The organism is Dickeya ananatis, assembly GCF_019464615.1.
In the GTDB taxonomy this organism is placed as follows: Bacteria; Pseudomonadota; Gammaproteobacteria; order Enterobacterales; family Enterobacteriaceae; genus Dickeya; species Dickeya oryzae.
The window spans coordinates 2,280,749-2,293,337 of record NZ_CP040816.1; the positions used below are offsets into that span (position 1 = coordinate 2,280,749).

General features: G+C 55.4%; 12 protein-coding genes. 1 reads left to right on the forward strand and 11 read right to left on the reverse strand.

Annotated elements, in window-relative coordinates:
• Positions 1-13: 13 nt before the first annotated feature.
• From FGI04_RS10065 to FGI04_RS10085, 5 genes are read right to left on the reverse strand one after another with little or no spacing between them, the layout of a single operon-like run.
• On the reverse strand, positions 14-991 hold the full coding sequence (locus FGI04_RS10065; protein WP_407336668.1) for an ABC transporter ATP-binding protein: 978 nt from the start codon (positions 989-991) through the stop codon (positions 14-16).
• Positions 981-1,985, reverse strand: a complete 1,005-nt coding sequence (locus FGI04_RS10070) for an ABC transporter ATP-binding protein (RefSeq protein WP_407336669.1) — start codon at positions 1,983-1,985, stop codon at positions 981-983. The genes FGI04_RS10065 and FGI04_RS10070 overlap by 11 nt, the downstream gene beginning before the upstream one ends.
• Entirely contained in the window at positions 1,978-2,823 is an 846-nt protein-coding gene (locus tag FGI04_RS10075; RefSeq protein ID WP_407321300.1) for an ABC transporter permease, read from the reverse strand. Before FGI04_RS10075 ends, FGI04_RS10070 begins: the two co-directional genes overlap by 8 nt.
• Before the next feature lie 5 nt (positions 2,824-2,828).
• Positions 2,829-3,782 carry an ABC transporter permease gene (locus FGI04_RS10080; RefSeq protein ID WP_342700568.1) on the reverse strand — a complete coding sequence of 318 codons (954 nt, stop codon included), beginning with the start codon at positions 3,780-3,782 and terminating at the stop codon, positions 2,829-2,831.
• A gap of 56 nt (positions 3,783-3,838) precedes the next feature.
• Positions 3,839-5,398: an ABC transporter substrate-binding protein gene (locus FGI04_RS10085; RefSeq protein WP_407273586.1), complete on the reverse strand. Its 1,560-nt coding sequence runs from the start codon at positions 5,396-5,398 to the stop codon at positions 3,839-3,841.
• A 524-nt stretch (positions 5,399-5,922) separates the two neighbouring features.
• Between FGI04_RS10085 and FGI04_RS10090 the strand changes: the two genes are divergently transcribed.
• Positions 5,923-6,456 carry an HI_1492 family protein gene (locus FGI04_RS10090; protein WP_407336670.1) on the forward strand — a complete coding sequence of 178 codons (534 nt, stop codon included), beginning with the start codon at positions 5,923-5,925 and terminating at the stop codon, positions 6,454-6,456.
• A gap of 98 nt (positions 6,457-6,554) precedes the next feature.
• On the opposite strand, the gene FGI04_RS10095 is transcribed toward FGI04_RS10090, so the two are convergent.
• The 6 genes from FGI04_RS10095 to FGI04_RS10120 all read right to left on the reverse strand — a co-directional run bounded on the left by FGI04_RS10095 (position 6,555) and on the right by FGI04_RS10120 (position 12,565).
• Positions 6,555-6,896, reverse strand: a complete 342-nt coding sequence (locus FGI04_RS10095; RefSeq protein WP_342700565.1) for a GlpM family protein — start codon at positions 6,894-6,896, stop codon at positions 6,555-6,557.
• A gap of 164 nt (positions 6,897-7,060) precedes the next feature.
• A complete protein-coding gene (locus tag FGI04_RS10100; RefSeq protein WP_407336671.1) occupies positions 7,061-7,549 on the reverse strand; it encodes an Hsp20 family protein in 489 nt (162 codons plus the stop codon).
• A gap of 244 nt (positions 7,550-7,793) precedes the next feature.
• The gene (locus FGI04_RS10105) at positions 7,794-9,101 is read right to left on the reverse strand and encodes a purine-cytosine permease family protein (RefSeq protein ID WP_342700563.1); all 1,308 of its coding nucleotides are present in this window, start codon (positions 9,099-9,101) and stop codon (positions 7,794-7,796) included.
• Between the two features lie 198 nt (positions 9,102-9,299).
• A complete protein-coding gene (locus FGI04_RS10110) occupies positions 9,300-10,307 on the reverse strand; it encodes a 5-oxoprolinase subunit C family protein (protein WP_407336672.1) in 1,008 nt (335 codons plus the stop codon).
• Positions 10,294-11,178, reverse strand: a complete 885-nt coding sequence (locus tag FGI04_RS10115; protein WP_019845610.1) for a 5-oxoprolinase subunit B family protein — start codon at positions 11,176-11,178, stop codon at positions 10,294-10,296. Before FGI04_RS10115 ends, FGI04_RS10110 begins: the two co-directional genes overlap by 14 nt.
• Before the next feature lies 1 nt (position 11,179).
• The gene (locus tag FGI04_RS10120) at positions 11,180-12,565 is read right to left on the reverse strand and encodes an acetyl-CoA carboxylase biotin carboxylase subunit (RefSeq protein ID WP_342700560.1); all 1,386 of its coding nucleotides are present in this window, start codon (positions 12,563-12,565) and stop codon (positions 11,180-11,182) included.
• Between the last annotated feature and the right edge of the window lie 24 nt (positions 12,566-12,589).

Consider the following 12,589-nt stretch of genomic DNA (forward strand, 5'->3'; position numbering starts at 1 on the left):
GAACATCGCCTGTTCACACATGCCAGCATGCCACCCGATGTCCATCGGTGATATCACGTAACAGCGGCGCAACAGCTCGACACTGTTCACTTGCCAGCGTACAGCGAGTATAAAACGGGCAACCGTTCATCGGCGGCGAGACATCTTGACCTGCTCCCGATTCGGTAACAACAGGCTCATCCGGTACCTGTACACGCGGATCCGGTATAGGGATGGATGCCAGTAACATGCGGGTGTAGGGGTGAGACGGTTGCCGATACAGTTGCTCCGCCGACGCTTCCTCAACCAGCCGTCCCTGAAACATCACGCCAATCCGATCCGAAATATGGCGTACCATCGATAAATCATGAGCAATAAACAGATACGTCAGTCCTCGCTCTTGTTGCAGATCCTGCAGCAGATTAACCACCTGCGCCTGCACTGACACATCCAGCGCCGACAGCGGTTCATCGCACACCACGAATTGCGGATTTACCGACAGCGCCCGGGCAATGCAAATACGTTGTCGTTGTCCACCGCTGAACTCATGGGGAAAGCGCTGCAAATGTTCCGCTTTCAACCCTACTCGCGCCAGTAACTCTAACGTGCGCGACTGCCGTTCCTCACGGGTATAGCCGTGAATCCGCATCGGTTCAGCGATCAACTGTGCCACCGTCATTCCTGGATTAAGTGAGGAATAGGGATCCTGGAAGATAGCCTGCACACGTCGGCGAAACGGCTTTAGCGCCGCTTCCGGCAGCGCGCTGATAAGCTCGCCATCAAACTGGATCTCGCCAGCAGTAATCTCAACCAAGCGTAGCAGACTGCGCCCGAGGGTCGACTTACCGCAGCCCGACTCCCCTACCAACCCATAGGTTTCGCCCGGCCAGATGTCAAAACTGACACCATCCAGTGCTCGCACCAGTTGGCCTTGTTTACGCCAGCCCCGGCGCATGTCGTAATACGTTTTAAGTTCGCGGATACGCAATAACGGTTGTCGGTTAGCCGGCATATCGAGCCTCCCCGCAATCCATCAACCAACATTGCACCCAGTGATGATCGCCACACTGTCGCCGCTCCGGCAGTTGCTGTTCACACACGGTCATACGTTGTGGGCAACGCGCGGCAAACGGGCAGCCTGCTGGCGGATTCAGCAACCCCGGCGGCGCGCCCTCAATCGGTGACAGCCGCTGACGCACGTCGTCATGCCGTGGCAACGATGCCAGCAATCCCTGGGTGTAAGGGTGTGTCGGTCGGTAGAAAATATCCTCCACGCGCCCTTCTTCCATCACCAGGCCGCCATACATCACGACTACCCGTGAGCAAAGCTGCGCGACGACGCCCAAATCGTGAGTAATCAGCATAATGGCAGTGCCAGTCTGCTGTTGTAGTTGTTTGAGCAGTCGAAGGATCTGCGCCTGAATAGTGACATCCAGCGCGGTGGTGGGTTCATCAGCAATCAGCAGCGCCGGATGGCAGGACAACGCAATGGCGATCATCACCCGCTGGCGCATGCCGCCGCTGAATTCGTGGGGATACTGATTGTAGCGCTGCCCGGCATCCGTGATACCCACCTGTTGTAACATGGCAATCGCCCGTAGCCTGGCGGTTTTTTTATCGAGTTGCTGATTGCGCATCAGGATGTCACGCATCTGCTGTCCGATCGTCAACACTGGGTTAAGTGCCGTCATTGAGTCCTGAAAAATCATGGCGATATCATTGCCGCACAGTCGACGCAACGCCTGTGGACTGTAGCTGGCCAGATCGTCGCCACGAAAGCGGATCTGCCCGCCCACGATACGACCATTACCCCCCAGCAGTTGAATCACCGATTTACAGGTGACGCTTTTCCCACAGCCGGATTCACCGACAATACCGACGATTTCTCCTGCACGGACGCTGAAACTGACGCCGCGCACCGCCTGCACTTCCCCATCACGGGTGAAGAAGGAGGTGCGCAGGTTTTCAATCGCTAATAATGGGTTGTTGATCGCCGTCTCACTCATCAGGTTGCGCTCCCGGCTCAAACGCAGTGCGGAACACATCGCCCAGCACATTAAAACTGAGAACCGTCAGCAAGATCAGCATGCCGGGGAACAACGCCAGCCAGGTGGCATCGCCAATGTAGGCCTGCGCATTGTTGAGCATACTGCCCCAGGAAGCATTAGGCTGTTGCACACCCAGCCCGAGAAAGCTAAGCGTGGATTCCATCAAGATCGCCGACGCGATGTTCAACGTCGCCGCCACCATAATCGTGGGTAAAATAGTAGGGATAATATGACGCAGGATGATGCGCCATGCCCGCTCGCCGGATGCGCGCGCGTACAACACATACTCCCGCTCTTTCAGCGACAGGGTTTCAGCCCGTACCAGCCGCGACAGGTTCATCCAGGTCAGAGCGCTGATGATCAGAATGATGTTGGCGACCCCCGGCTTCAGATAAGCATTCAGTACCAGCAGCAGAAAGAAGGCCGGGATCGACATCAGCATATCTACCGCCCGCATCAGCACCGCATCCAGATAGCCACCGGCATAACCGCTGACGGTCCCTACCAGGGTGCCGATCAGGGTAGAGAAAATCATCGACAGTACACCTACCATCAGCGAAATTTGTCCGCCGTAAAGCGCACGGGTGAAATAATCACGCCCGTATTCGTCGGTGCCAAACCAGTGTATGCCATCCGGCGGCAGCATCCGTGCCTGAATCGTCATAGCGTTCGGGTCCCACGGACTGATCCACGCCAACGCCGACGTCGCGCCGAATACAATCAGAATAACCAACGCTAGTTGCGCCGACCGGTTACGACGCAACTGTTGTCTTGTCTGTTGCCAACGTCTTCCCATCAGACTTACCTCATTGCTCTGATGCGCGGATCAATCACGCGATACAACATATCCGCCAGCAGATTGCCGATAACCAGCATGCCCGCCGACAACATCACCATTGCCATGATCAATGGGTAATCCAGCGACGTGATAGATTGAAGGCCCAGCAATCCCATTCCCGGCCAGGAAAACACGCTCTCCGTCACGTAGGCACCCACCACCAGTTCAGAAAACGACAAACCGAACAGGGTTATCACCGGCAACATCACGTTCTTCAGTACATGCCGAAACAGGATGTGAGCACGCGTCGCGCCATACGCCAGTTGCGTTTGCACGTAGTCAGCGGAGAGTTGAGTGATGGTATGAGAACGGATGTAACGGACATAACTCGACAGGTTATAAAAGGTCAACGCCACGCACGGCAGAACGCCATGCCGCACGACGTCAAGCCATGAATCCGCCGCCCCAATAGTGCGCATTCCCATGCTTGGCAACCAGTTGAGCTGAACCGAAAAAATAATGATCAACAGAATGCCGAACCAGAAAATCGGCACAGAAATACCAATGTATGCCACCAGATTGAGCAAATGATCCAACCAGCGGTGGCGAAACGCGCCCGCCAGCAGCCCCAGCGGCATGGCTAGTAACACCGCCAGCAGCAGCGACACGCCCATCAGGCCGAGCGTCGCCGGCAACCTCTCCGCAATCAGGGTCAGCACCGGGCGGTGAGAAATCATCGAATAACCCAGATCGCCCTGCGCTACGTTTTTCAGCCACAACAGGTACTGCATCGCCAATGGCCGGTCTAATCCGAGGCTATGACGCACCCGTTCGATGTCATCCTGGCTCATACGCGGCGTGACATACGCCTGCACCGGATCACCCGGTGCCAGTTTCACCAGCAGAAACGACACCAGTGAAATGAAAAATAGCATCGGCAATAGTTGCCCAAACCGACGCACCACCATGTTATCCATGATCCTTCCGTAGGTGTTACAGCGGTTGTCCGCATCGCTGCGGGCAACCGTAGCGATTATTTCTGATAGATTTTCGACAAATCCTGGAACAGGTAGACCGGTTTCGGCTCCGCCTCCTGCGTACCGCCAAAGCGTTTGTCTATCGCCACCACCGCGTTGGTGTAGGCGATCGGATACCAGACCATGTCGTTCGCTACCGTCCGCTGAATATCCTGGTAGATAGCGGCGCGCCGCCCGGTATCAGTTTCAATCGCCCCCTTGTCCCACAGCGCGTCAAACGCCGGGTTTTTGTAGTGCGCGTAGTTGTAATCCTCATTACTCATGAACAGCGACTTATAGCCGTCCGGTTCGGACCCCATGATGTACCCGCCCAGACTCAATTCGTAAGCCGTGTTGTTCTTGTCACGACCTTTTTGCGACATGGCGTTGGCGTCCAGTGGCAGCAATTCCACATTGATACCGATATCTTTGAGTTTCTGTTGGATATACAGCCCCATGCTCTCTTGGGTCTTGTTGGTATTGATGTAAGCCAGGCGCAGCGTCAACCCTTGCGGTTGGCCGGACTCACGGAACAGGGCTTTGGCTTTATCAAGATTGTAAGAATACGCCTCGACATCCCCGGTCTGGTAAAGCGTATCCGGTGTCAGGATTGAATTGGCGGGTTTGGCGTAATCCAGTGAGGTAAACGCTGTCTGCACCAGTTCATCTTTGTTGATGGCATAGGCGATCGCCTGACGCAACGCCTTGTTCTTCATACTGTCGAGGTTCTGGTTGAACACCATGTAAGCCAGACGGCCTTCCGGATAAATAATGAAGTCAAAACGGCCGGTGGCCTTGAGCTGTCTGACATCCTGTGGATCGATCAGCTTGAGATTGATTTCGCCGTTTTGCATCGCCAGCCTTGCCGCGTTGGCATCTCTGGCGAAGCGATATGTCACCGCTGCCAGCTTCGGCTTGCCGTTCCAGTAATCATCAAAGCGGCTCAGCGCGTAAAACTGACCGGAACGGTATTCGCCGAATTTGAACGGACCGGAACCAACCGGTGCATCATTTTTGGCGCTCTTCGACAAATCGTCTTCTGTGGCAAAGACATGCTGAGGGATGGGATAAATCTGCACCAGAGAACCGACAAAAGCGGCACTGACCTGCGGCAATGTAAACTTCACCGTCAGGTCGTCCACCTTGCTGACTACCACCGGCTGGTTGTTGTACACAAACATACTGCGGAAAAAGCTATGTTGCTTCTCATCCAGCAGCTTATTGAACGTGAACACCACATCATCGGCCGTGATTGGTTGCCCATCCTGCCACTTAAGACCGGGTTTAAGTTTCAATGTGTAGGACAGATTGTCGGCCGATGGCGTCAGGCTTTGCGCCAGCCCCCATTCCACCTTGCCGTCATTATAACTGTACAACGGCGAATACAGCGCCTGCATGATAGTGAGTGTGGTTCGGTCGCTGGCATACAGCGGGTTCATCACCAGCGGGTCGCCGCTAGTGATGCCGATGATCAGATTACCATCCGCGCTGGCTGTCGTTTCCGCTGCAGCCTGACCACTGATACCCAGCGACAGAATCATGACCGCCGCCCACGCTGAAAATGCCCGATTACGCATTGTGTTCTGTTTCCCCGGAATGATAAAAATCCGAATATTGCACCAGGGAATAGACTTACCAAAGCGCGTAAATCATATAAGATTAGCGAAAAAACGACTAACACAGCACGGTTATCTACGACTGGTTGACAGCACCGACGGGACTCTGGCAACGCACCCATTAATTGCAGCTACAGACTCGTAACGTGCGACAGCAAGCGCTAGATTAAGCCAACGAGGTATAACACAGGAAACACCATGAGGTTTGATGACTGGTTATGGCGCAAGAAACTGATTGCCTTGCTGATTGTTGTCGTGGTGATTGAACTGCTGTTATTGCTGATCCCTTGGGATCACCGTTGAGTCATGCCACCGGCATCAAGCCATAAGCAAATAAATTGTTCAGAGAATCCGTCAGTCGACGTAAGATAGGTCTCTCTATTATCGCCGGGCCCATACGGTTCGCCAGGTGCAAGGCTCATTACCATAGCAATGCAATAACTATAGCAATACAACACCATAGCAACACAATCACGAGGGTTCACATGAACAAGTCACATACCCCTTTGCTGGCGATTGCCTTGTCGCTGCTGTCGTTGACGGCGTCCGCCGCCGATGGCTACAAAAACCTGAAATTTGGGTCTTCCGCTGCCACTATCCGGCAACAAGCGAATTGTTCATTGCGCGGCCCAGAGACGATCATGGGCCAAACGGTGTACATCTGCCCTGATTTCAGTTTTGCCGATAAGAAAACCCAGGCGATTTTCAGTTTCAACAATGACAAATTCAACCGTATGGCTATCTCTATCACAATGGCCGATCTGCCAAGCGTCATCGAAGGGTTAAAAAGCAAATACGGCATGACGGCACCGCTGTCCGCCAACGATGTGGATACCTTCATGAACAAGCCCAATACCCGCGTCACGGCCCGGTTCGACAAGAACACTATTACGCTGGTGTTCGACAACGGTATCGATAGTCAGAAGAATATCTACCTGGTGTATAACGCTGAAAACAGTGTCAGCGCCGGTCCGACGGCGGCACTAGCCAGCCGGGGCATCACCAAAGACGACCTGTAATATCGCGTTCCCGGTGCCAGGCACCGGGCTCTTCTTCTCTCAGCAACACCGCAATCACACGGGTTTATCCGGCGTGCTGGTTTATCCAACATGTGGGTTTATCCAACATAATAGTCACTCCAGACTTTGACCAATACCGCAGCCGAAAGGCTCCAGCACACCACCGCCAGTAACAGCGCTGGGGGCAGACGCATCACACCAGTAAAGTAATAGAGCGATATCAGGTACACCAGATAAGGGATCACCGCCCAAATACCAAACAGAATCGTGGCGCGTAACGCTTCCACACCACGCTCCGTTCCCACGATGTAGTGCGCAATCAACGCAAAGGTCGGAAACAGCGGCACCAGTCCGGCAATGTAGTAATTACGGGTTTTGGCCAGCAGGCCAATCAAAACCACCACGAGTGCGCCCAGCGCCGCTTTTATCAGTAAGGCCATATTTATGATGTTCGGTTATCGGTTTGCTATTCGGCACGTCACACGTCCGCCCTTTCCACCGTCTTCATCCAGCGGCTATTGCTATATCTAACAGAAAAATCGGACAAAAACTTGAAAAATAAAAAGCCCCGATACTCTCGGGGCTACACAGCGGCAAACACCGGTTAATGGGCGTGCTCCAGCGCCTTAGACGCCTGCGGATTACGGTTTTCAATGGCGATTTTCTTCGGTTTTTCGCTTTCCGGGATATCCTGCCGAAGGTTAACGGTCAGCAACCCGTTTTCCAGGTGCGCGCCTTCCACCTTGACATGCTCCGGTAGCGAATAACTGATGCTGAAATCCGTGCGGTTGATCCCGCGGTAGAGCCAGCCTTCCTGATGTTGCGACGCTTCCGGTACGTCTTCACTGTGTTTGCCGCTAATGGTGAGCTGACCACCCTGTGTATTGATCTCCAATTCCTCTTCGCGCCAGCCCGGCACACTCACCGTAATGCCGTAATGGGTGTCGTCAAGACGACGGATATCGTAGGATGGTGTCGCGCTAAGCGGCGTATCCCCCGTCAACTGGCTGAAAAGCCTGTCGATACGGTTGAAACGATCAGAGAACAGTGAGTCGGTAAACGCCGGAAATAAAGACACCGTTTTGAATGCCATGGTTAACCTCCTGAATATATCGTGATACACATTCAAAAGTGCAAACCGCAAGGCAACAGCATTGTCTTGCTTTCACTTCTTCATATAGATCCGTATCCGATTTTTTCAAGGGGATTACTCAAGAAATAGACCAATAGGAAATCGACCAATAGAAAGGTGTGGGCGTCCCTGCCCCGGTACACTTGGTTTACACGATTTCCTGGTTTACGTGATTAAGGCGTTACGGCATGCTTAAGCGCGGCGACTATCCCCGAACGCGATGGCTATCCGGCAATACCCGATAGAGCGCCAACGCCACCACAAAAGTCACTGGCGCGGAAAATGACTGTAACAACGCGTTGCCATGCATCAGTGCTACCCCGGCAATCACGCTCAGCAGCCAGGCAATAAGGCCGGTCGGATTAAATGCACGTATCGCCGTCGCGGCCGGTAGCGTGCGGTGACCAAGAATATGCGCCAGCGCCACACCAACCCACGCCACCACAAACACCCCTTGATAGGCCAGCGCCTGCAAAATATAGGCAAAGACATCTGCCAGCATCAGGCCATATACCGCCGCGCCCACCACACAGGCCCAAACAATCTTGCGATGGCGCAATCGAAACAGTCGGTCAAAAAACACCTGCATGTTGACGGTAGCCAAATAATAGTTGGCGGTATTGATACGTGTTTGTGTCACCCACACAAACAGTAATCCCCAGAAACCGAGCAGATTAAGGATATTAACCACAACAGCGGTTTCACTGACGCCATTTTGCTGGGCAAAACTACTCACCAGATAGATACCCACCGCACCATTGAGCAGGAAGGTGATCAGATAGAACGGCATACCGAAGTTAATGCGCGCATGATACTGACTGTCTTCCTGACGGCCGAACCGTGCGTAATCAAAGGTGTACATCATCAGGATCCACACCCCCATATAGTAGGTAAAACAGTTCCACCAGCCATTGGCAGGCGGTGACGCCGGGCCAAACGACAACCATTGCGGCTGATAGCCATAATGCTGGATAGACACCGCGACCGTCAGCGCCAGACCTAACAGATAAAACGGCAACAGAACGCCGTTGAATTTATCCAGCCAGTGCTGCACGCTGCCGAAGATCAACGGTACGCTGTAGAGCACCACCAGTAACGCCGCCCAGCGATAATCCAGCGCGGGAAACAGGTGATTGATGGCAAACGCGATCACCGAGCCTTCAAACACGGCGTAATAAATCGCGGTAGAGAAAAAAATCAGCGTCGCCAACGCTGACCCCGCCTGACCGAATAACTGGCCGGAAAACGCCGCCACCGACAGGCCGCTGCGAATGGCAAAACGGCTAATCACCGCGTTGATCACACCGTAACACACCACGGAGAGCACCATGCCGATGATGGCATTGCGCGCACCGTAATTCAGCGCCAGCGATGCACCGACCACAATGTAAAAAATAGCGCTGCACACCGCCCACCAGGCCATGGTCAGCGAGAGCTTGCCCATGCGCTCTGCGCCAGACACCGTATCGGCAGGCGTCACCACCTCCCCTTGTACTCCTGATATTTCAGCCATACACCCTCCGCAGACCTGTCATTGATGTATCGTTGTTGACGTTGATGAACCTGCTGTCGCAGGTTTTCAGGCCGAACGCACCCGCCGTGGCAGCAATACCGCACGGTCAATGATGTATTCGGTATAATCAGACATGCCCCGCCGCCACCGTTGCCCTGGCGTTGGCGCGGGGGTGAGAGTTGGCGGGGCTGTCTGAAATCAGTGCGCTAACAGATGTTCCAGCCGCTCAAGGCGGTGGCGATAGTGCTGGCGGGCAAGCAACGCCTCCTCCAGCGATACCGGCGTAAAACGAACGCCGTAATGGGGTTGTAACTGCCCGATGAGGTCCAGATCACTGCTGATCACCGTGCCCAACGTCATGTACCCTCCGCCGGATACCGCGTCTCGCAACAAAATAATCGGCTCCAGCCCGCCCGGCACTTGTACCGAACCGATGGGATAACAGGCATCAACGATATTAGACGGGTCTGACCCGGCACCAAAGGGAGGTGTGCGCGGCTCAAATGCTAGCGGTGCGCCACCTTTCAGGCGATAACCAATACGATCCGCCTCGGTGCCAACCCGCCAGTTATCAGCGAAAAACTGTTCAACGGCGGCGGGTGTCAGCCGATGAATATACAAGCCGGTGACCATACGCAGCGTTACCTGCTTATCCAGCGGCTGAAGGCAATCTGCAGGCACCGTCACACCGGGGCTCACCTGACGGGTCGGTACGCCTATCGGTAAGACATCGTTGGCCGCCAGCCGCCGCCCCTGATAACCGCCCAACGCACCCAGCGCATAAGTCGAACGGCTGTCCAACACCTCAGGTACCGCCACTCCCCCGGCTACCGCCAGATAGGCACGACAGCCTGCCGTTGTCGGTGCAAACCGCAACACCTGACCAGCCCGCACCGCAAACGAGGTATCCATCGGCATCGCATCGCCATCCAGCAACGGCGACATGCGCGCGCCACACACCGCCACCACCGCATCGCCTTCAAACTGTAATTCCGGCCCCAGCAGCGTCATCTCCAGCACCGCCGCCTGTGCCGGATTTCCCACCAGCAGGTTTGCCAGCCGCAGTGAATACTGGTCTAACCCACCGGACGGCGGGATACCGAGATGGTAATACCCTTCACGCCCGGTATCCTGTACCGAGGTGGCAAGCCCTGGCCGGATAACGTTGACTCGCCCACCCGATAGTGGCCCACTATTGCGCTGCATACAGCACCCCCTGAAGATAGTGTTTATAACCCACCGGGTCGGCGAGGAATTTATCCAGCTCAAACGTGACCGGGCGAATACGCAGGCTGAAGCTGCCCGCTTCCACCGCCTGCACGTCTTGTTCGTAACGAGCCAGATCAATGGGCTTGAACTGCACGATGTCGCCCGCACGGAAAAACACCATCGACGATTGCAAATAGTCCAGCCGCTGCTCCGGGTCGTAAATCGGTGCTGGCGTCACACCAAACAACTGGTAGCCACCTGCTCCACGTACCGAGTAGATGCAGCCGAAACAGCCACCATGCCCCAGCGACAGTTTGGGGGTATCAGTGCGCGGACGCAGGTATTTCGGTACCTGAAGCTGTTGTGCCTGCTCTGCCATTTGGAACATGAACGGTAATCCCGCCACGAACCCCACCATCGACACAAACCACGGTGTACCGCTGTGTGCGGCAATAAACGCCGCCACATCCTGATAACCGTTGATGCGAGCGGCGTACTCCAGATCAGTAGCGCTGGGGTCCTGATGGCGATCGCGAAACCGCATCAGGGTCTCGTGCGTCCAGGGGTCGTTGTACAGCACCGGAATTTCGATGATGCGAGTGTCGAGCACCGTCATCGTTTGCGCCTGACTCTCGGTTTGCCGCACCTGTTCCAACAGCGCCTGCGGTGCGATGAGGTCCGGGTTAAAACGCACCTGAAACGATGCGTTGGCAAGGCAAATGTCCAGTACGCCGGGCAACGCCTGCTGTTCGAGTGCCCGGGTCATCGCCAGCCCACGGAAGAACGCCCCCAACGACATCGCTTCATCAATTTCAGCAAACAAGTGCTCATCGCCACCAAAGGTGTACCTGATTTCAGGGAACGTCATCTCAGGCCTCCCTCGTCAGCGGTAGCGCGTCGGCTTCCCGCGCCTGTAGCCAGTTTTCCAGCGAGGTGGTATCAAAGCGCCCGGCCCGCACTCGGGGGTCAGCCAGCAACCACTGGTGTAACGATTGCGTGGTCGTGATCCCATCGATCCGTAACTGATGCAGCGCCTGTTCGGCACGAGCCAGCGCTTGTGAGCGATCCGCCCCTGACACCACCACTTTCGCCAGCAGCGAGTCGTAATACGGTGGAATCCGGTAACCACTGAACACATGGCTGTCGATGCGAATACCGGGGCCCTGCGGCCAGGTCAGCGAGGTCACTACGCCGGGGCAAGGAAAGAAATTGCGCGCCGGGTCTTCCGCGTTAATTCGCATTTCGCAGGCATGCCCGCGTAAGGCGATATCTTCCTGACGCAGCGCAAGGGGTTCACCGCTGGCGATACGCAACATCCACTGTACTAAATCAACGCCGGTTACCCGCTCGGTAACCGGGTGTTCAACCTGAATGCGGGTATTCATTTCGATAAAATAGAACTGCTCTCGCTCGGTATCGAACAGGTATTCCAGCGTACCGGCGCTGCGATAGCACAACTGCTGTGCCAGCTGCAATGCACTACGGCACAGCGCGTCACGCTGTTCTGGTGATAACGCCGATGAGGGGGCTTCCTCAAAGACTTTCTGACGTCGGCGTTGCAGCGAGCATTCACGCTCATACAAATGTACCGCCCGTTCGCCATCCCCCAGAATTTGCACTTCAATGTGACGGGCATGACGGATAAACAGCTCCAGATAGACATCGCCACACCCAAATGCCGCTTTCGCTTCACTTTGGGCGATCGGTAATTCCCGTTTCAGGTCATCCTCGTTATTCACCACCCGTATACCGCGCCCACCGCCACCGGCGGCGGCCTTAATCAACAATGGATAACCAATCTCCGTCGCCGCCTGCAACGCCGCTTCCAATGATGACAGCACCCCGGAACCGGGAACGACCGGCACCCCGGCAGCCTGTGCCGTGCGCCGTGCCGCTGCCTTGTCCCCCATCAGGCGAATGGTGTCCGCCGTAGGGCCGACAAACACCAGCCCAGCCTGTTCCACCGCGTCAGCAAATGCCGCATTCTCCGACAGAAAACCGTATCCCGGGTGGACCGCATCGGCGGCGCACTCGTGGGCGGCTTTGAGCAACGCGGCCTGATTCAGGTAACTTTGATCAGCGCGCGCCGGCCCCAACAATACGGTTTCATCCGCCAGACGCGCGGGCAATGAATCGATGTCGGCTTCGCTGCAGGCAGCGACCGAGGTGATCCCCAGACTGCGTGCAGCATGAATAATGCGTACGGCAATCTCCCCACGGTTAGCGATAAGCAATTTTTTGATCGGCTGACGCATCGTTGTGGTCCTCCTGATGACGTA